A 19,091-nucleotide genomic window follows, 5' to 3' on the forward strand; every position below is an offset into this window, starting at 1 on the left:
CTCAGGCCCCCTTCTCGATCGGGACGCCGACGAGGGAGCCGTACTCGGTCCACGAGCCGTCGTAGTTCTTCACGTTCGGCTCGCCGAGCAGCTCGCGCAGCACGAACCAGGTGTGGCTCGAGCGCTCGCCGATCCGGCAGTAGGCGATGGTGTCCTTGCTGGTGTCCAGGCCCGCGTCGGCGTAGAGCTGGCGCAGCTCGTCGTCGCTCTTGAAGGTGCCGTCCTCGTTGGCCGCCTTGCTCCACGGCACGTTCACCGCGGTCGGGATGTGGCCGGGACGCTGCGCGCCCTCCTGCGGCAGGTGCGCCGGGGCGACCAGCTTGCCGGCGAACTCGTCGGGCGAGCGGACGTCGACCAGGTTCTTCTGGCCGATCGCGGCGACGACCTCGTCGCGGAAGGCGCGGATGGAGGTGTCGGGGTCCTTGGCCTGGTACTGCGTGGCCGGACGGCTGACCGCGTCCTCGGAGAGCGGACGGCTGTCCAGCTCCCACTTCTTGCGGCCGCCGTCGATCAGCAGCACCTTCTCGTGGCCGTAGAGCTTGAAGTACCAGTAGGCGTAGGCGGCGAACCAGTTGTTGTTGCCGCCGTACAGCACGACGGTGTCGTCGTTGCTGATGCCCTTCTCGGAGAGCAGCTTCTCGAACTGCTCCTTGCTGACGAAGTCGCGGCGCAGCGGGTCCTGGAGGTCGGCCTTCCAGTCCAGCTTCACCGCGCCCTCGATGTGGCCCTTGTCGTAGGCGCTGGTGTCCTCGTCGACCTCGACGAAGACCAGGCCGGCTTCACCGAGGTGCTCCTGGGCCCAGTCGGCGGTGACGAGCACGTCGTTGCGGCTCATGGGACGTTCCTTTCCTGAGTGAGTCGGTCAGGCAGCGGTGCTGGCGCGGGGGGACGCCACCCGCCGGATGAGCAGGTACATCTCGCAGCCCAGGCAGAAGCCCGTGGCCGCGTTGAGCAGGGCCGCCACCAGAGCGAAGCCGGTGGCGATCGCGCCGAGCAGCGGCGCGGAGAGCAGGTAGCCGACGGTGCCGACCACGGCGAAGACGAACCCGACGAACTGGGCGAACCGGGGCGGCGCCTCGGGCTCCCGCTCGCGGGCCGGACCCAGCCGCGGCGCGACCAGGACCCGGAACAGCACCCCGTAGGGCGCGTACCGCAGGCCGGCGAACGCACCCACGGCGAAGACGACGGCCTGGGCGGCGAGCAGCCACCCGCTGCCGGTGAGCAGGACGACGGCCAGGACGACGGTGGTGACCCACGCGGAGAACCGGGGGCCCCGCACGTCGACCTCACGCGACGGTGCAGTCATGGGGACAGACCTTCGGACGGCGGACAAGGGCACGTCTGGCCGGTCGGGAACCGACCTCAGGAGGTCGGACACAGGCAGCTGCCGACGCGGCACAGGTCCACTGTGCGGCGCGAGGTCAGCAGGATGCCCACGAGGCGAGGGTAACGGATCACGTCGGCGTCCCTGCATGCGCGTTCACGAGGGCGGTCAGCTCGTCCGGACGCGGGGCGCCGCTGCTGCGGCCGATCAGGCTCCCGTCGCGACCGAGGTAGAACAGCGTGGGCGTCCGGCGGACGTCCAGCTCGCGGACGGCGTCGAGCTGCGACTCGGCGTCGATCTCGACGTGCGCCAGGCCCGGCCGGCTGCTCTGCAGCTGCTGCAGCCGGGCGCGGGTGGCCCGGCACGGGGCGCAGAACGCCGTGGAGAACTGCACGACGGTCAGGTCGGCGTCCTGCGGCCGGACGCCGAGCCGCGCCAGCACCGCCAGCGGACCGGCCACGTCGTCCCTCCCGTCCACCGGCGCGCGGAGCGCACCGTCGCGCGTGCGCAGCCACCGGGCCGCGCACGCGGTCAGCACCAGCGCCCCGGCCAGCACGGCCACCCCGATCGGACTCATCTCCGGGCGCAACCGGCGGCCGGTCCGGCGGTATTCCCGATCGAGTCGATCGGATTCAGCCGCGCAGGACGGTGTCCTTCGCGGCGACCGTGATGTGGACGCCGTCGTCCGCGGGCTGCACCGAGGTCAGCTGCAGCCCGAACGGCAGCGCGGGGATCGTGTACCGGAGGTCGAGCAGGTCGCTGACCTTGCCGACCAGGAACCCGGGGACGTCGACGCCGGCGCCCGACGCCTTCTGCACGTCGACGACCAGGTCGTCGCCGTCGAGGGTGACCGTGCCCGCGGCGGTCAGCGGCAGGGTGTAGCCGGCGAGCTGGACGGTCTTGGTGATCCGCAGGCCGTCGCCCTCGCGGCGCAGCGTGGTGTCCCCGCCGAGCTGCGCGGCCAGCAGCTGGTAGGACAGCGTCGCCGTCCCGTCGATGCGGTCGACCGGGACCTCCTCCACCGAGCCGGACAGCACGCTCGACAGCGGCACGTGCACCCCGTGCAGCCGGACGTCGGCGCTGGTGCCCGCCGGCTGGTCCAGGTCCTTCGCGGACAGCGCGATCCGCACGTCCTCGTAGTCGCCCGCGAACGCCTGGGTGAGGAAGGGGAAGCCGGCGATGTCCACCGACGGCGTACCGGCCAGGTGGCCCTTGCTCGCCAGTTGCTCGGCGACCTTGTCCTCGGCGAACCCGACCGCGACCCGGTCGGCGACGACCGCCAGGCCCACCAGGACGACGAGAGTGATCAGCAGCCCCTTCACCCGGGCCAGTCTCCCGTCGGATGCCTCAGAGCGCCGTCTGCAACGCCAGGGCCACCGGCGCGCAGGCGGCGATCGGGAGCAGGGCCTGCACCAGCGACAGCCCGGCCGCGCGTGCCCGGCCGGTCGGCTCGGTCTCGACGGCGACGTAGCTGGCCGCCACCGCGACCAGCGCCGCGACCGCGCCGAGCACCCCGCCGAAGATCACCACGGGGATCGCCCCGCCCACACCGCCCACCCCGCGGCGGAGCACCGCCACCGCCGCCCCCGCGGCCACCGCGAGGACCAGGCCGAGCAGCCCGCGGGGCACGTCCAGCGCGAGCGCCGGCCGCGGCAGCACCAGGTCGACCACGTGCCCGACCAGCAGCGCTGCCCCCACCACCAGCAGGGCCGTGGTGTCCAGCCCGGTGGTCGAGGTCGAGCGCCCGACCAGCAGCCACACGGCCAGCGCCGAGACGGCGGTGACCAGCAGCACGCCGACCGACAGCGTCGCGACCACGTCCTGCCGGTGCCGGCGCAGCATCTGCTCCAGGACGACGACGAGGAAGGCCGGCCCCAGGACGGCGAGCAGCCCGCCGAGGTGCGGGCGGGCCGGCAGCTCCAGCGCGGCGAGCGCACCGGCCGAGGCCGCGATGCCGACGACCGCCGTCCCGAGCCCGGCGCCGGTGGCCAGCACGACGCCGGCCACGACCGCCAGTTGCACGAGCAGGACGGAGCCCACCCGACCGGCGTCACCGCCGTACCGGGCACCCCCGATGAGCGCCGCCACGGCGAGGACGACCAGGCCGGCCGCGGGGAGGTGGTGCCCCCAGCGCGAGACCTCGACCCCCGTCTCCTCGTCCTCTGCGGCGTACGTCACGGGTTGATCGTGGCAGACGCCCAGCGCCCGATCCGCTCGACGAGCGGGGCGGTGACCGCGCTTTCTGCGTGCCCGAGGCCCGGGACGGCCCAGGCGGTCGCCGCCGGGCCCGCTGCCTGCACCAGCGTGCGGAAGTGCTCGATCGGGAAGTACTCGTCGCGGTCGCCGTGCACGAGCAGCAGCGGTGTGGGCGCGATGCGGTGGACCACCTGCAGCGGCGACAGCGGCAGGGTCCGCCACGGCTCGTCCAGCCGCAGCCGCACGACCCGGGAGCCGAGCACCCGGCCCGCCGTCGTCTCGAGCAGCCAGTGCACCCGCCGCATCGGCCGGGTGTCGCGCACGTACCAGCGGCTCACCGCGCTCACGCAGACCACGGCGTCGGGACGGTGCTGCCCCAGCGCGGCCTGGCGCAGCGCCACCCCGCCGCCCATCGACAGGCCCAGGGTCACGACGGCATCGGCGCCGTCGGCCCGGGCGGCGGCCACGGCCGCGTCGACGTCGGCGACCTCCGGGTCCCCGCCGACCGACGAGGCACCGCCCGAGCGGCCGTGCCCGCGGAAGTCGAGGGCGCGCACCGCACCGAACCGCCGCAGCCAGCCGACCAGGCGGAGGAACGGCGGATAGGCGACGGTGTTGGTGAACCCGTGGGCCACGACGAAGGTGATGGGCCGGTCGCCGGCGGGGACCGTCGCGGTCGACGCGGCGGCGATCCCGGACAGCGCGACCGCGTCGGACGTGACGACCCGCAGGTCACGGTGGTCACTCTGTGGTGGGTGCGCTAACAGCACGTCGGCTATCCTGCGTTCTCCCGCTCGACAGCGCCGTCGGGGCCTCCCACCCGAGGAGACAGCATGCGACTCGTGCTCATGACCGCGGCGCGCCAGGCGACGACCGAGGTGCTGCCCGCCCTGGGGCTGCTCGCCCACCAGGTGCACGTGGTCGCCCCGGACCTCTCCAGCCTGCTCGACGGCCCCTTCGACGGCACGTCCGGCGACGTCGTCCTGGTCGACGCCCGGCACGACCTCATCCATGCCCGCACCCTCTGCGGGCTGCTGTCCTCCACGGGCGTGGCCGGTGCGCTGGTCGCCGTCCTCTCCGAGGGCGGGCTGGTCGCGCTGTCGGCCGACTGGGGTGTCGACGACGTCCTGCTCGACACCGCCGGACCGGCCGAGGTCGACGCCCGGCTGAAGTGGGCTACCGGCCGCCGGCTGGCCGCGGCCACCCCGGTCGACGGCCCCGACGGCGGCGTGACCAAGGCCGGCGAGCTGGTCATCGACGAGCACAGCTACTCGGCCAAGCTGCGCGGCCGCCCGCTCGACCTCACCTACAAGGAGTTCGAGCTGCTGAAGTACCTGGCCCAGCACCCGGGCCGGGTGTTCTCCCGGGCGCAGCTGCTCCAGGAGATCTGGGGCTACGACTACTTCGGCGGCACCCGCACCGTCGACGTCCACGTGCGCCGGCTGCGGGCCAAGCTCGGCACGGAGCACGAGGCGCTGATCGGCACGGTCCGCAACGTCGGCTACAAGCTCGACCAGCAGGTCGCCGACGCCGCGGCGGCCGCCGCCAAGGTCGAGGCCGAGTCGGCGCCGGCCCCGCTGGCCTGAGGCAGCCCTGACCTCCACACCGCAGCTCCGCGACCTGGACCGGCTCCCCCCGGACGACGTCGCCGAGGTCCTCGCCCTGCTCACCGCCGCGAGCGCCGCCGACGGCGTGCGGCCGGTCTCGGAGGAGACCCAGCTGCGCCTGCAGCACGGTGGCCCGCCCGGCGGCCGCGACGTCCTCGCCGAGGGCCGGGACGGCGCCCTGCTCGGCTACGCCCGCGTCGAGACCGACGGCGAGGCCGCGGCCGAGCTGGTCGTGGCCCCCGCGGCCCGCGGCACCGGGGTGGGCACCGCTCTCCTGGCGCACGTGGAGCAGGTGGCCGGCGACCGGCCGCTGTCGGTGTGGGCCCACGGCGACCTGCCCGCCGCGACCGCCCTGGCGCAGCGCCGCGGCTACCGGCGCGCCCGCGTGCTGCTGCAGATGCGTCGCGACCTGGCCGGCGTCGACCCCGAGCCGCACCCGGCGCTGCCCGAGGACGTGCAGGTGCTGCCGTTCCGCCCCGGCCGGGACGAGCAGGCGTGGCTGCGGGTCAACGCCCGCGCCTTCGCGTGGCACCCCGAGCAGGGCCGCTGGACGCCGGACGACCTGGCGGTGCGCGAGGCCGAGCCCTGGTTCGACCCGGCGGGTTTCCTGCTCGCCTGGCGCGGTGACCCGGACGACGGCGGCACGCTGCTCGGCTTCCACTGGACGAAGGTCCACCCGCCCGGGGACGCCGGCGAGGACGCCGTCGGCGAGATCTACGTCCTCGCGGTAGACCCCGACGCGCAGGGGCTGCGGCTGGGGCGGGCGCTCACCGATCTGGGCCTGGCGCACCTGCGCGGGCGGGGGCTGGGTGAGGTGCTCCTCTACACCGAGGAGGACAACGTCGCCGCCGTCGCGCTGTACGAGCGCACCGGCTTCCGGCGGTTCTCCGTCGACGTCTCGTGGCGACGGGACAGCTCCCGCTCGTAGCCGACACGCACCGGTTCACCTGCCCTTTGTGAGGTGGTTCTCACCCGGTCGGAAAACGCTCGACGGCCGTTCATCCACCGTTCACCGATCGCCCGTGGAGCGGCCACTTCGGCTCCCTAACTTCCTCGACGTTGGTCCAGTGCGCCCGGCAGAGACGTCCGGGCCATGTCGAGAGGCATCGAGTTGAAGCTCAGCACCAAGACGCGCGCCCTCCCTGTGGCGATGGCGCTCGCCGGCTCTCTCGCGCTCGCCGCGTGCGGCGCGTCGAACGAGTCGAACAGCGGCAGCGGGAGCAGCGACGCCAGCGGCAGTGCCGAGCAGCTGAGCGGCACCCTCAACGGCGCGGGCTCCAGCGCCCAGCAGGCGGCCATGCAGGGCTGGACCGCCGGCTTCAGCAAGTCCCAGCCCGACGTCACGGTCAACTACGACCCGGTCGGCTCCGGCGGTGGCCGTGAGCAGTTCCTCTCCGGCGGCGTCGACTTCGCCGGCTCGGACGCCTACCTCAGCGACGACGAGGTGACGAAGGCCAAGGACCGCTGCGGCGGCGGCGACGTCTTCGAGCTGCCGAACTACATCTCGGCGATCGCCGTCGTCTACAACCTGCCCGGCGTCAGCGACCTGAACCTGTCGCCCGACACCGTCGGCAAGATCTTCTCCGGCGCGATCACCACCTGGGACGACCCGGCGATCAAGGCCGACAACCCGAACGCGCAGCTGCCCAGCACGGCCATCACCCCGGTGCACCGCGGTGACAAGTCGGGCACCACGAAGAACTTCACCGACTACCTGGCCAAGGCGGCCCCGAACTCGTGGACCGGCGGCGCCGTCGACGAGTGGCCGACCCAGGGTGGCGAGGCGGCCAACGGCACCTCCGGCGTGATCAGCGCCGTGCAGGCCGGTGAGGGCGCGATCGGCTACGCCGACGAGAGCCAGGCCGGCTCCCTCGGGGTCGCCAAGATCAAGGTCGGCAGCGACTTCGTGAAGCCATCCGCCGAGGGCGCGGCCGCGGTCGTCGAGGGTTCGCAGGTCAAGTCGGGCCGCGGCCAGTACGACTTCGCCTACGACATCAACCGCACGCCGACCGACCCGAGCCAGTACCCGCTGGTGCTGGTCAGCTACCACATCGGCTGCATCCAGTACGACGACGCCGCCAAGGCCAAGCTGGTCCAGGCGTTCGAGAGCTACGTGATCAGCGAGGACGGCCAGAAGGCCGCGGCCGACCAGGCCGGCTCCTCGCCGATCTCGGACACCCTGCGCGAGCAGAGCCAGAAGGCGGTCGACGCGATCGCCGGCAAGTGATCCCGACCTGCTGACCGGTGGCCCGGGGCGTCCTGCGAGACGCCCCGGGCCATCGGGCCGCCCGGTACGGGGCGGCCCGCCCCACGAACCGAACCGTCCCGAGCCCGCGGAGCAGGAGTGACGACAACCTCGCAAGCCCCCGACCGGCGCACCGTGCGCCGGATGGGTGACCGGCTCTTCTCCGGCAGCGCCACCGGAGCCGGGATCCTGATCCTCGTCGTCCTCGCCGGGGTCGCGACCTTCCTGGTCGCCCAGTCGGTGCCGGCGCTGACCGCCGATGCCGCCGACCTGCCGGGCGGGAAGAGCATCGTGGCCTACGTCTGGCCGCTGCTGTTCGGCACGCTGCTCGCCGCGATCATCGCGCTGCTCGTCGCGACCCCGCTCGCGGTCGGCATCGCCCTGTTCATCACGTACTACGCGCCGCGCCGGCTGGCCCAGGGCCTCGGGTACGTCGTCGACCTGCTCGCCGCGATCCCGAGCATCGTCTTCGGGTTCTGGGGCATCTCGTGGTTCGCCCCGCGGCTGGTGCCCCTCTACGACTGGCTGGCCGAGCACGCGAGCTGGATACCGCTGTTCTCCGGCCCGGCCTCGCCCACCGGCCGCACGATGCTCACCGCCGGGCTCGTCCTCGCGGTCATGATCCTGCCGATCATCAGCGCGATCTCCCGCGAGGTCTTCAGCCAGGCGCCGGCCCTGCACCGCGAGGCCGCGCTCGCCCTCGGGGCGACCCGCTGGGAGATGATCCGCATGGCGGTGCTGCCCTACGGCCGCTCCGGCGTCATCGGCGGCGCGATGCTCGGCCTGGGCCGGGCGCTGGGCGAGACGCTCGCCGTCGCCATCGTGCTCTCGGTGTCGCCCGGCGTGGTCAGCTTCAACCTGATCAGCAGCACCAACCCCTCGACGATCGCGGCGAACATCGCGCTGAACTTCCCCGACTCGAGCGGCCTGGCGGTCAACGCCCTCATCGCGAGCGGCCTGGCGCTGTTCGTCATCACCTTCGCGGTCAACTTCTTCGCCCGGTCGATCGTCAACCGCCGGGCCGAGTTCTCGGAGTAACCGATGAGCACCCCTACCCGGGCCCCCGAGACGAGCCCCGCCCTCCCCGAACTCGAGCCGACGCGCGTCGGGCGGCCGCTGTCGCGCTGGTTCACCCCCGCGGTCTTCGGCGCGCTGCTCGTCGTCGGCGTCGTGCTCCAGCTCGTCGCGGGCCTGAACACCGTCCTGGTCGTGCTGTCCGTCGCGATCGTCGGCACGCTGGTCGTCGTCGCCGCCTCGCGCGCGGTCGAGGGCCGCCGCAAGGCGACCGACCGGTTCGTGACCTGCCTGGTCTACGGCGCCTTCCTCCTCGCGATGGTGCCGCTGGTCAGCCTCGTCTACGAGGTGATCAGCAAGGGTCTGGCCCGCCTGGACGGCGAGTTCTTCAACTCCTCGATGGTCGGGATCGTCGGCCCCGGCGGCGGCGCCTACCACGCCATCCTCGGCACGCTGATCATCACGGGCATCACCGCGGTGATGTCGGTCCCGGTCGGCCTGCTGACCGCGATCTACCTGGTCGAGTACGGCCGCGGCCCGCTGGCGCGCTGGATCACCTTCCTGGTCGACGTCATGACCGGCATCCCGTCGATCGTGTCCGGCCTGTTCGCCTACGCGCTGTTCGTGATCTTCTTCGGCCCCGGGGTCCGCATGGGCTTCGCCGGCGCGGTCGCGCTGTCGGTGCTGATGATCCCGGTGATCGTCCGGTCCTCGGAGGAGGTCCTCAAGCTCGTGCCCAACGAGCTGCGGGAGGCCTCCTACGCGCTCGGGGTGCCGAAGTGGCGGACCGTCGTCAAGGTCGTCCTGCCGACCGCGCTGGCCGGCCTCGGCACCGCGGTCACGCTGGCGATCGCGCGCGTGATCGGTGAGACCGCGCCGCTGCTGGTCACCGTCGGCATCACCAACGCGACCAACCTCGACCCGTTCGACGGCCGGATGGCCACGCTGCCGGTCTACGCCTACTACCAGCTCACCCAGCCCGGCGTGCCGCCCGAGTACGGCATCAACCGGGCCTGGACGGCGGCGATGGTGCTCATCGTCATCGTGCTGGTGCTGAACCTCATCGCCCGGCTGATCAGCCGGATCTTCTCCCCCAAGACCGGTCGCTGACCGACCCGCCACCCAGCTAACGGAGGACGCAGTGGCCAAGCGCATCGACGTCTCGGACCTGAACATCTTCTACGGCAGCTTCCGCGCCGTTCAGGACGTCACCGTCTCCATCGAGCCGCGCGCGGTCACCGCGCTGATCGGCCCCTCGGGCTGCGGGAAGTCGACCTTCCTGCGCTCGCTCAACCGCATGCACGAGGTCATCCCGGGCGCGCACGTCGAGGGCAAGGTCGTGATGGACGGCCAGGACCTCTACGCCGCGGACACCGACCCGGTCGACGTCCGGCGGCAGATCGGCATGGTCTTCCAGCGGCCGAACCCGTTCCCGACGATGTCGATCTACGACAACGTCATCGCCGGGGTGCGGCTGAACGCCAAGAAGATGAAGAAGGCCGAGCTCGACGCGCTGGTGGAGAAGTCGCTGCGGGGCGCCAACCTGTGGGACGAGGTCAAGGACCGGCTCGGCCGTCCGGGAGCCGGGCTCTCCGGAGGTCAGCAGCAGCGGCTGTGCATCGCCCGCGCGATCGCCGTCGAGCCCGACGTCCTGCTCATGGACGAGCCCTGCTCGGCGCTGGACCCGATCTCCACGCTGGCGATCGAGGACCTCATGAGCGAGCTCAAGGAGCGCTTCACCATCGTCATCGTCACGCACAACATGCAGCAGGCGGCGCGGGTGAGCGAGTACACGGGCTTCTTCAACCTCAACGGCGTCGGGCAGCCGGGCCGGCTGATCGAGTTCAACCCGACCGAGAAGATCTTCAGCAACCCCGACCAGAAGGCGACCGAGGACTACATCTCCGGCCGCTTCGGATGAGCGTTGATCAGGTGACCTGATCACTCGCTGTCCTCCCGCACGAGCGTTGCTGCGGGAGGACAGTCATCGATCAGGTCACCTGATCACTGCTGCGCGGAGGTCAGGTGCAGGGCGGGGCGGTGGGCGTCGGCGAGGCGGACGCGGAGGCGGTGGTGTCCGGCGCCGGCGCCTCGCTCGCCGCGGGCGCGCCGATCGTCACCGGCACCACGCTCGAGAAGCCCGGGCCGAGCACCAGCTGGACGGCGTCGCCGATCGAGTCGCTGGGCTGCAGCACGGCGCCCGGGACGGCGGCGGCGACGGTGCGCGCCTGCTCGGCCACGTTCGGGCCGAAGCGCACCAGGGTCTGGCTGACCGCGCCCGGCTCGTTGCCGACGGCGCCGACGGCGAAGCCCTGGGCGCGCATCTGGTCGGCCACCTGCCCGGCCAGCCCGGTGGTCCCGGTGCCGTTGAGGACGTCGACGGTGATCGTGCTCGGCGCCGCGGTGAGCGGCTCGGTGCCCGCGGCGGACGCGGGGGCCTGCGCCTCGGCGGACGCGCTGGGCTCCGCGGCCGAGGACGCGGCGGCGTCCCCGCCGGTCTGCTCCGCGGCCGACGGGTCGGCCGCGGCCAGCACCTCCGGCGGCAGCTGCGTGCGGTCGATCACCGCGTCGAACAGCGACCGGGTGCCGCTCTGGTCGAGCAGCACGTAGGCCTGGTCGGTGCCGGCGGGCACGTAGCCGACCTGGGACACCGGCAGCCCCGCGCGCTGCACCGCGCCCTCCGGGAGGCTGCCGAGGGCGCCGGCCAGGCCGCGCAGGTCGCCCAGCGTCGTCTGCTCGTCGACGGTGAGGGCGCCGGCGGCGCGGTGCAGGAAGGTGGTCAGCTCGACGGTGTTGAGCAGCGTGCCGGTCGACATCGCGCCGCGGAGCGTCGCGGTGAGCAGCAGCTGCGCCCGCTCGGCCACCGCGGCCCCGGTGACGTCGGAGCCGGCGTCCCCGGGCTTCAGGTAACCGGTGGCCGCGGGGCCGGACAGCTCGTTCGAGCCCGCCGGCAGGGGCGTGGCCGCCGCCGCGATCGCCGGCGAGTCGGGCACGCACATCGAGACCCCACCCAGCGCGTCGACCATGCCCGGCAGCCGGTCGAGGTTGACCGCGAGGTAGTGGTCGATGCGCAGGCCGGAGACCTGCTGGACCGCCCGCACCATGCACTGCGGGCCGCCGTCGAGCAGCGAGGACGCGAACGCCTCGGTCCTCGGCGCGCGCAGCGAGCCGTCGGCAGCGTGGCACTCGGGGGTGTCGACGAACGCGGTCGGCGGGACGCTGACCAGCACGGCGTGCTCCTGGTCGCCGGAGACCGAGGCGATCAGGGTCGCCACCGAGGCCGGCCCCTTCTGCCCCGGGACGTCGGTGCCGACGATCAGGTAGGTCTGGGTGTCGGCCTGCAACTGCGGGGCGAGCACCTCGGGCCCGTCGGTGGCCAGCGCGTCGACCCGGCCGATGCTGCGGTCGACGTAGAAGTACAGGCCCAGGTGGTACAGCGCGACCAGGCCGACGACGACGACCAGGGCCATGATCACGCGGGTGAACCGGCGGCGTCCCGCGGTCGCGGTGGCCGAGCGCTTCGCGCGGTGGGCGAAGCCGGCGACCGGCCGCTCGCGCGGCTCCTTCGGCGGGCGGCGGCCCGGCAGCGGGGGCAGCGGCGTGACCGGGCGGGAGGGCCGGACGCCGGGCTCGACGTCCGGGGGCGGGAAGGTCGGTACGCGCCCCGACGGGGTGTTCGGCAGGGGCGGCACCGGACGCGAGGGCATCGGCGGCACGGGCCGGGACGGCCGCGCCCCGGCGTCGGGTACCGGCGGCAGGCCCGCGCGGCGACCGGACGGCGGCGGGGTGGTCGACGACGGCGGCGTGGACGGCGGCGGCTGGGGCGGGCTGCCGCCGGGCACCGGCGGCAGCCCACCGCGCGTGCCGGACGGCGGGGCGTCGGGCGCCCTCAGCCTCGGGGACTCGCCCCGCGCCGGCTCGCGCCGGCCGGTCTCGTGCGGACCCGGTTCGCCCCGGCGGGCCGCGCGGCGCCGGCCGGTCGCCGGACCGCCCTGCCGGGCCAGCAGCTGCTCCACCGTGAGCGGCTGGGCGCCGGGCTGGTCGGCGCGGGCTCGGGACCTGCCGGGGACGCGACGGTCGTCGCCGTCGTCCCGATTCGGCTGTTCCCCCACCGCTGTCTTTCTTCCGTCGTGGCTGTGTGCGCTGCCTGCCCGGACCACACCGGCGCAGGCGCCAGCGCCCGCGCATCCGTGCGGCGGTTTCCCCACGATACGGGCAGACCATGCCCCGGTCGGGTCAACTCGCCTGTACGAAGAGGCGCCGTGCGCCTACCGGACGTAGCGTCTGGCGGGTGAAACTGCCCTCCCTCCCAGGTCCGGGCGATGTCCTCTCCGCGGTGGAGGGGGTGCGCGAGGGGATCAGCGACGCGCTGGCCCTCGTGCCCCGGCTCGGCGTGGTCGTGGGCCGGGTCGAGGAGCTCGTCGGGCGCGTCTCGACCCTCGTGGACCGTGCCGGCACCGTGCTCGACCGCGCCGACGCGGCGCTCACCGGGCTCGAGGCCACCCGCACCCGGGCCGAGGGGATCGTCGACCGCGTCACCGGGACGCAGGAGAAGGCGGACGAGGCGATCGCGCGGGTCGGCGCGACCCAGCAGAAGGCCGACGAGGCGATCACCGCCGTCGAGCGGACGACGACCCGCGCCGGGGAGACGCTGACGCGGGCCGGCGGGCTGGTGGACCGCATGGAGCCGCTGGTCGGCGAGTACACCGAGCCGCTGCGCCGGCTGGCCCCGTCGATCGGGCGCCTGGCCGAGACGCTGGACCCCGACGAGGTCGAGGCCATGGTCCAGCTGATCGACCGGCTGCCGGACATCGTGCAGCGGCTGGACGAAAACGTCCTGCCGGCGCTGGCGAACATGGACAACGTCGGCGACGACGTGCACGACCTGCTCGACACGATGCAGGACCTCCGCCAGGTGGTGAAGGGCTTCCCCGGCTCCCGGCTGTTCCGTCGCCGGGGCGCGGAGGAGATCGCGCAGGAGGACGGGACGGAGACCGCCGGGGCCTGAGACCCCGGCGGCGCCCCGTCGCTCACGTCTCGGTCGGGTACCCCAGGGCCCGGACGACGTCGCCCACGCGCTCGAAGGTCTGCCCCGCCGGGAGCCGCTGCAGCTCGGCCACCACGGCGTCCGGCGCCCGGTGGTCGCGCGCGGCCTCGACCAGGCCCGCACCGTCGCTGGGGTAGTCGGCGCGGTCCAGCCAGCGGGCGATCTCCGCGCGGGCGGTGACCGCGTCGGCGTCCATGCCGACGGGAGTGCCGCCGGTCAGCGTGCCCTCCGGGTCGGCGTCCACGTCGGGATCGCCCTCCGCGCTGGGCTCGACCTCACGCCACTCCTCGGCGCGGGTCTGCCGCTCGGCCTTGAGCATCCCCTGCATCTCGTGCTCGAGCTCCTCGTCCACCCGCGGGTTGTGCTTGGTGCTGCGGCCGGATGCGAACTCGCTGCTCTCGGTCACCGATGCCTCCTGTGCTGCTCTGCGTTGTCCAGTCCTACCGGTCACTTCCGGTGCAGGGCGCCGGGCTTGTGCACCGCCGTCCTGCCGCTCGCGTCGCTCTCCACCTCGTACTGCGGCTCGTCCGCGCTCGCGCGCACCGTCCGCCCGGATGCCTCGGTGTCCTCCGTGATCTCCCGCCGGACGGTGCCCTCCACGGTGCTGCCGTGGCTGTTCCACGTGACGTGGTCACCCTTCTCCAGGTCGCGGGCCATGGCTGCTCCTCTGCTCGGGTCACGGGGTCGTCCTGCCCCTGCCCCCCAGCGCCGTCGGGCACACATCACCCGAACGGAACGCGGTCTCACCCCTGAGGGCCATGGCAACCGCCCTCTGGTGACGTAGCGTGGTCGCCGACGCGGGGGCGTCACCCATCGGCGCTGGTCGGCACGCCGGAGCCGACTACCGAGGGTGAGAACGCTTCCCGTCCTCGATCGCCGGCCCGGTCGACCCCATTCCCCCGGGGTCGGCCGGGCCGGCCCGCTTCTACGCTGGCTGCCCGTGGATGCGCTCGCTGCCCGCCCCGTCGACGTCCTCACCGTCGCCTCGGTGACCGACGTGACCCCGACGGTGCGCCGGGTGCTGCTGCGCGGGACGCCGGAGGCGGCCGCCGCGGCCGGGCCCACGGTGCACCTGCTCGTCCCGCGCGTCGGCGACACCGACCCGCAGTGGCCGGCGATCGCCCGGGACGGCCGGATCGTGTGGCCGCAGGGCAGCCACGGCGTGAGCCTGCGCAGCTACACGGCCCGTCGCCAGGACCCGCAGGCGGGCACCGTGGAGATCGACTTCGTGCTGCACGGCACCGGCCCGGCGGCCGCCTGGGCCGCCGCCGCGGAGGAGGGCGCCCCGCTGGCGTTCGCCGGTAGTGCTCCGCTGGGGGAGCGACCGGCGGGCACCGTCCTGCTGGCCGGCGACGAGACGGCGCTGCCGGCGATCTCGCGCCTGCTCGCCGCGGCGCCGCCGTCCACCCGGGGGCTGGCCCTGGTGGAGGTGGCCGGCCCGGAGGAGGAGCAACCGCTGCCGGCGCCGGACGGCGTGGAGGTGCGCTGGCTGCACCGCGGCGGGACCCCGCCGGGCGAGAGCACGCTGCTCGCCGACGCGGTGGCCGCGCTCGACCGCCCGGAGGGCGAGGACCTGTTCGCCTGGGTGGCCGCCGAGTCGGCCGCCGTCCGGACCGTGCGCGCGGACCTGCGCGGCCGGTGGGGGCTGGGCCGGGCGCAGCACCACGCGATCGGCTACTGGCGTCGCGGCCGGGCGATGTCCCCCTCCGGTTAGGAGTTTCCCAGGCAGTTCACAGGTACCGTCCAGAGCGGCCGAAGCCGTTGTCAGGAGGCTCCCAGTCATGACGACGGCATCTGCACGCCCTGCAGGAGGAGCTGTGACCGCCAGCCAGCCCAACGGTCGCCCCGCTCCCGAGGCGCGTCTGCTCGTGGTGGACGACGAGCCGAACATCCGCGAACTGCTGTCGGCGAGCCTGCGCTACGCCGGCTTCGAGGTGGCGACCGCCGCGGACGGGCAGCAGGCGCTGGCCCTCGCCGCGTCCTTCCGGCCGGACCTGCTGGTGCTCGACGTGATGATGCCCGGCCTCGACGGGTTCGGCGTCGTCCGCCGGCTCCGGCAGAGCGGCCGGCACACGCCCGTCCTGTTCCTGACCGCGCGCGACGCCGCGGAGGACAAGGTGTCGGGCCTGACCCTCGGCGGCGACGACTACGTCACCAAGCCGTTCAGCCTCGACGAGGTGCTGGCGCGGATCCGGGCGGTGCTGCGCCGCAGCAGCGGGCCGCAGCGGGCGACCGAGGCCCCGCGGCTCACCTTCGCCGACATCGAGCTCGACGAGGAGTCCCACGAGGTGATCAAGGCCGGCCACGTGGTCAGCCTCTCCCCCACCGAGTTCAAGCTGCTGCGCTACCTGATGGCCAACGCCGGGCGGGTGCTGTCCAAGGCGCAGATCCTGGACCACGTGTGGAACTACGACTTCAACGGCGAGGCGAACGTCGTCGAGTCCTACATCTCCTACCTGCGCCGCAAGATCGACACGACCGAGCCGCGGCTGCTGCACACCATCCGCGGCGTGGGCTACACGCTGCGGCTCCCGCGTGGTTCCTGAGCGAGCAGGGGACGTGACCATCGCGACGAACACCGGCCTCGTCCCACCGACGGACGCCGCGACCACCAGCGAGGGACTCGTGGAGAGCGATCCCGACGTCGAGGAACCGCGCCCGCCCCGCACCGGCCGGGTGCCGCGGGTCCCGCTGCGCATCACCCTGGTCGCGCTCATGGCGCTGCTGGTCGCGGTCGGCCTCGGCGCGACCGGCATCACCGCGACCTCGCTGCTGCGCAACTACCTGACCGAGCAGCAGGACGGCGCCCTGACCTACGAGCTGCACAGCGCCCAGCAGCGCCCGGACATCTTCCAGGCCTGCCTGCAGGGTCTGAGCCAGCGCGCACCCAACGGCACCTACTACGCCTGCCTCCCCCCGAACAGCGATTCCCTCGTGGTCGTGCTCGGCCCTCCGGACGAGGGCGACCTGCCCGAGGTCACGGCGCCGACCGCGGAGGACCTCGCCGAGAGCGACGTGACCACCGTGCCGTCGGCCGACGGCGGCTCCGCCTGGCGGTTGATCGGCGGCAGCCTGCCCGGCGGGTGGACCGTGGTCATCGGCTCGGACATCTCCCGCGACCAGGCGGCGATCGAACGCCTGGTGACCATCGAGGTGGTCGTCGGGCTCATCGTGCTGGTGGTGCTCGTCGCGGCCGGCTACGGGCTAGTCCGCAACAGCCTGCGGCCGCTCACCGAGGTGGAGCACACCGCGCGGGCGATCGCCGCCGGCGACCTCTCCCAGCGCGTGCCGGAGGCCTCCCAGCGCACCGAGGTCGGCCGGCTGTCGACCGCGCTCAACGGGATGCTCGCCCGCATCGAGAGCTCGTTCCGGGCGCAGGAGGCCTCCGAGGCCCAGGCCCGCGCGTCGGAGGACCGCATGCGCCGGTTCGTCGCCGACGCCAGCCACGAGCTGCGCACCCCGCTCACCTCGATCCGCGGCTTCGCCGAGCTGTACCGGCAGGGCGCCGTCCGCAGTCCCGAGGAGACCCGCCGGCTCATGCAGCGGATCGAGTCCGAGGGCGCCCGCATGGGCCTGCTCGTCGAGGACCTGCTGCAGCTCGCCCGCCTGGACCAGCAGCGGCCGCTGACCATCGTGCCGGTCGACCTCGCCGAGATCGCCGGCGACGCCGTGCACGACGCGCGCGCCGTCCAGCCGGACCGGCCGATCAGCCTGCACCTCGACGAGTCGCTCAGCGACGTCCCCGTCGTCCTCGGCGACGAGGCGCGGCTGCGCCAGGTGATGAGCAACCTGGTCACCAACGCGCTCACCCACACCCCGGGGACGGCGCGGGTCACCGTCACCGTCGCCGAGGACGCCGACCCCGACGTGCTGGTCGTCCGGGTCGCCGACGAGGGCCCGGGCATGGCCACGGCCGACGCCGAGAGGGTGTTCGAGCGGTTCTACCGGGCCGACACGTCGCGGACACGGGAGGCCGGCGGCACGGGCCTGGGGCTGGCGATCGTCGCCTCGCTGGTCGCCGCGCACGGCGGGACGGTCGACCTGGAGACCGCTCCGGGCGAGGGCGCCGTCTTCAGCGTCCGGCTGCGCCGGTCGGGGCCGGAGGAGTAGCCCCCGGACGGCGGTGGCTACCGTCCGGACGTGGCACTCGACAGGTCGCTGCTGGCCGCCGTCACCGAGCTGGGCTCCGCCCTGCGCGAACTCGTCGACGCCTCGGTGCGGACGACGGTCGGCGCGGACGAGCTGGCGGTCGCCGCGGCGGAGGCGCGCCGGATCACCGGCCGGCTGGCCGCCGCCCAGCGCCCGCCGACCCAGCTGCCGGCCCTCGACGACCCCATCGCGTTCCGGCGCGTCTTCAGCCCCGTGACCGGGGTCGGCAGCGCGATCGCACCGCCCCTGCACATCCGCCAGGAGGAGGGTGGGGTCGTCGCGCTCACCACGCTCGGGCTGGCCTACGAGGGGCCGCCCGGGTTCCTGCACGGCGGCATGAGCGGCCTGCTCATGGACCAGTTGCTCGGCAGCGCGGCCATCGCCGCCGGGCTGTGGGGGATGACCGCGCGGCTCGAGCTGGACTACCGCGGGCCCGTGCCGCTGGAGACGCCGCTGGTCCTGCGGGCCCGGGTGGAGGAGGAGGCCGGGCGCAAGACGGTGGTGAGCGGCTCGATCGCGCTGGCGGCCGATCCGGACAGCGCGCTGGTGGAGGCCCGCGGGGTCTTCGTCACACCGCGCCCGGACAAGGTCGAGAGCTACTTCTCGGCCATCACCGACGCCGCGGGCCGGCACTCCCCGCCCGGGCGCCCCACGGACGCCACCGCGCTCGACCCGGAGCGGAACGGGTCGTGAGCGACGTCGGGACCGCCCGGACCGCCGCGGCGGCGGCCGCCCGCGTGCTGCTCCGGCTGCGCTCCGACGGCGGGCTCGGCGGGCGCGCCCTCGGCGACCGCGGGGACGCCGAAGCGCAGGCGGCGATCGTGGCGGTGCTCGCGGAGCGCTGCCCGGACGACGTCGTCTTCAGCGAGGAGGCGACCGACGACCCGCAGCGGCTGTCGGCCGACCGGGTGTGGATCGTCGACCCCCTCGACGGCACCCGTGAGTACGGGGAGGGCCGGTCCGACTGGGCGGTGCACGTGGCGCTGTGGTCGGCCGGTGCGCTGACCGCGGCGGCGGTGGCGCTGCCCGGGGTGGACGCCGTCCTGACCACCGACCCGCCGCCTGCCGTGCCATCGGCCGGCGGCGGGCCGCCGCGGATCGCGGTGAGCCGCACCCGGCCCCCGGTGCACGCCGACCGGGTGGCGCGGGCCCTGGGTGGCGAGCTCGTCCCGCTCGGGTCGGCCGGTTACAAGGTGAGCGCGGTGGTGCGCGGCGAAGTGGACGCCTACGTGCACGCCGGCGGCATGTACCAGTGGGACTCCGCCGCGCCGGTCGCCGTCGCCCTCGCCGCGGGCCTGGTCGCCCTCCGGCTGGACGGCTCCCCGCTGCGCTACAACGAGCCCGATCCCTCGCTGCCCGACCTGCTGGTCTGCCGTCCGGAGCTGAAGGAGACCATCCTCACGGCCCTCCGGGCCGGGTGATCGGGGACACTGGGACCGGGAATCCGCATCGAATCGGTGCGGTTGCAGTCCTTTCGAGCCCCCGCTGTCGACCTCCGGAGCCCGTGCG

General features: G+C 74.0%; 21 protein-coding genes. 12 read left to right on the forward strand and 9 right to left on the reverse strand.

From position 1 onward, the window contains the following. Nucleotide 1 precedes the first annotated feature (1 nt). The 6 genes from GGQ55_RS27600 to GGQ55_RS06215 all read right to left on the reverse strand — a co-directional run bounded on the left by GGQ55_RS27600 (nucleotide 2) and on the right by GGQ55_RS06215 (nucleotide 4,290). Entirely contained in the window at nucleotides 2–835 is an 834-nt protein-coding gene (locus tag GGQ55_RS27600; RefSeq protein WP_179715598.1) for a sulfurtransferase, read from the reverse strand. 27 nt (nucleotides 836–862) lie between these two features. Next, nucleotides 863–1,306 (reverse strand): DUF4395 domain-containing protein, encoded by a 444-nt coding sequence (locus GGQ55_RS06195; RefSeq protein WP_179715599.1) that lies wholly within the window; start codon nucleotides 1,304–1,306, stop codon nucleotides 863–865. Nucleotides 1,307–1,454: 148 nt separating this feature from the next. Further along, entirely contained in the window at nucleotides 1,455–1,901 is a 447-nt protein-coding gene (locus GGQ55_RS06200; protein WP_179715600.1) for a thioredoxin family protein, read from the reverse strand. Nucleotides 1,902–1,956: 55 nt separating this feature from the next. Continuing rightward, a complete protein-coding gene (locus GGQ55_RS06205; protein ID WP_179715601.1) occupies nucleotides 1,957–2,646 on the reverse strand; it encodes an LmeA family phospholipid-binding protein in 690 nt (229 codons plus the stop codon). A 25-nt stretch (nucleotides 2,647–2,671) separates the two neighbouring features. Beyond that, entirely contained in the window at nucleotides 2,672–3,502 is an 831-nt protein-coding gene (locus GGQ55_RS06210; protein WP_179715602.1) for a hypothetical protein, read from the reverse strand. After that, nucleotides 3,499–4,290 (reverse strand): alpha/beta hydrolase, encoded by a 792-nt coding sequence (locus GGQ55_RS06215; RefSeq protein WP_218859182.1) that lies wholly within the window; start codon nucleotides 4,288–4,290, stop codon nucleotides 3,499–3,501. The genes GGQ55_RS06210 and GGQ55_RS06215 overlap by 4 nt, the downstream gene beginning before the upstream one ends. A 63-nt stretch (nucleotides 4,291–4,353) precedes the next feature. On the opposite strand from GGQ55_RS06215, the gene GGQ55_RS06220 reads away from it, so the two are divergent. The 6 genes from GGQ55_RS06220 (at nucleotide 4,354) to pstB (ending at nucleotide 10,307) form a co-directional block, all read left to right on the forward strand. After that, nucleotides 4,354–5,106, forward strand: coding sequence for a winged helix-turn-helix domain-containing protein (locus GGQ55_RS06220; protein WP_179715603.1), 753 nt, complete (start codon nucleotides 4,354–4,356; stop codon nucleotides 5,104–5,106). A gap of 34 nt (nucleotides 5,107–5,140) precedes the next feature. Next, nucleotides 5,141–6,055, forward strand: a complete 915-nt coding sequence (mshD, locus tag GGQ55_RS06225) for a mycothiol synthase (RefSeq protein ID WP_281371493.1) — start codon at nucleotides 5,141–5,143, stop codon at nucleotides 6,053–6,055. A gap of 165 nt (nucleotides 6,056–6,220) precedes the next feature. Continuing rightward, nucleotides 6,221–7,354, forward strand: coding sequence for a phosphate ABC transporter substrate-binding protein PstS (pstS, locus tag GGQ55_RS06230; protein WP_179715604.1), 1,134 nt, complete (start codon nucleotides 6,221–6,223; stop codon nucleotides 7,352–7,354). A gap of 162 nt (nucleotides 7,355–7,516) precedes the next feature. Beyond that, nucleotides 7,517–8,410 carry a phosphate ABC transporter permease subunit PstC gene (gene pstC, locus GGQ55_RS06235; protein ID WP_179715605.1) on the forward strand — a complete coding sequence of 298 codons (894 nt, stop codon included), beginning with the start codon at nucleotides 7,517–7,519 and terminating at the stop codon, nucleotides 8,408–8,410. A gap of 3 nt (nucleotides 8,411–8,413) precedes the next feature. Then, nucleotides 8,414–9,496: a phosphate ABC transporter permease PstA gene (pstA, locus tag GGQ55_RS06240; protein ID WP_179715606.1), complete on the forward strand. Its 1,083-nt coding sequence runs from the start codon at nucleotides 8,414–8,416 to the stop codon at nucleotides 9,494–9,496. 31 nt (nucleotides 9,497–9,527) lie between these two features. Further along, nucleotides 9,528–10,307, forward strand: a complete 780-nt coding sequence (pstB, locus tag GGQ55_RS06245; protein WP_179715607.1) for a phosphate ABC transporter ATP-binding protein PstB — start codon at nucleotides 9,528–9,530, stop codon at nucleotides 10,305–10,307. Between the two features lie 100 nt (nucleotides 10,308–10,407). On the opposite strand, the gene GGQ55_RS06250 is transcribed toward pstB, so the two are convergent. Then, complete coding sequence (locus GGQ55_RS06250; RefSeq protein WP_366488845.1) at nucleotides 10,408–12,402, reverse strand: LCP family protein; 1,995 nt, start codon at nucleotides 12,400–12,402, stop codon at nucleotides 10,408–10,410. 275 nt (nucleotides 12,403–12,677) lie between these two features. On the opposite strand from GGQ55_RS06250, the gene GGQ55_RS06255 reads away from it, so the two are divergent. Continuing rightward, entirely contained in the window at nucleotides 12,678–13,394 is a 717-nt protein-coding gene (locus tag GGQ55_RS06255) for a hypothetical protein (RefSeq protein ID WP_179715609.1), read from the forward strand. Between the two features lie 22 nt (nucleotides 13,395–13,416). On the opposite strand, the gene GGQ55_RS28235 is transcribed toward GGQ55_RS06255, so the two are convergent. After that, nucleotides 13,417–13,839, reverse strand: a complete 423-nt coding sequence (locus GGQ55_RS28235; protein WP_179715610.1) for a DUF2795 domain-containing protein — start codon at nucleotides 13,837–13,839, stop codon at nucleotides 13,417–13,419. A 41-nt stretch (nucleotides 13,840–13,880) separates the two neighbouring features. Further along, nucleotides 13,881–14,090: a hypervirulence associated TUDOR domain-containing protein gene (locus tag GGQ55_RS06265; protein ID WP_179715611.1), complete on the reverse strand. Its 210-nt coding sequence runs from the start codon at nucleotides 14,088–14,090 to the stop codon at nucleotides 13,881–13,883. A 283-nt stretch (nucleotides 14,091–14,373) separates the two neighbouring features. Here GGQ55_RS06265 and GGQ55_RS06270 point away from each other — a divergent pair, with 283 nt between their 5' ends. The 5 genes from GGQ55_RS06270 to GGQ55_RS06290 all read left to right on the forward strand — a co-directional run bounded on the left by GGQ55_RS06270 (nucleotide 14,374) and on the right by GGQ55_RS06290 (nucleotide 19,003). After that, nucleotides 14,374–15,147: a siderophore-interacting protein gene (locus GGQ55_RS06270; protein ID WP_366488847.1), complete on the forward strand. Its 774-nt coding sequence runs from the start codon at nucleotides 14,374–14,376 to the stop codon at nucleotides 15,145–15,147. A gap of 103 nt (nucleotides 15,148–15,250) precedes the next feature. Then, nucleotides 15,251–15,979, forward strand: a complete 729-nt coding sequence (locus tag GGQ55_RS06275; RefSeq protein ID WP_179715612.1) for a response regulator transcription factor — start codon at nucleotides 15,251–15,253, stop codon at nucleotides 15,977–15,979. 13 nt (nucleotides 15,980–15,992) lie between these two features. Further along, nucleotides 15,993–17,543 carry a sensor histidine kinase gene (locus GGQ55_RS06280; protein WP_366488849.1) on the forward strand — a complete coding sequence of 517 codons (1,551 nt, stop codon included), beginning with the start codon at nucleotides 15,993–15,995 and terminating at the stop codon, nucleotides 17,541–17,543. A gap of 30 nt (nucleotides 17,544–17,573) precedes the next feature. Next, entirely contained in the window at nucleotides 17,574–18,275 is a 702-nt protein-coding gene (locus tag GGQ55_RS06285) for a PaaI family thioesterase (RefSeq protein WP_179715613.1), read from the forward strand. After that, the gene (locus GGQ55_RS06290) at nucleotides 18,272–19,003 is read left to right on the forward strand and encodes an inositol monophosphatase family protein (RefSeq protein ID WP_179715614.1); all 732 of its coding nucleotides are present in this window, start codon (nucleotides 18,272–18,274) and stop codon (nucleotides 19,001–19,003) included. Before GGQ55_RS06285 ends, GGQ55_RS06290 begins: the two co-directional genes overlap by 4 nt. The last annotated feature ends 88 nt before the right edge of the window (nucleotides 19,004–19,091 follow it).

The sequence above is a fragment of the Petropleomorpha daqingensis genome (assembly GCF_013408985.1).
Taxonomy (GTDB): Bacteria; Actinomycetota; Actinomycetes; order Mycobacteriales; family Geodermatophilaceae; genus Petropleomorpha; species Petropleomorpha daqingensis.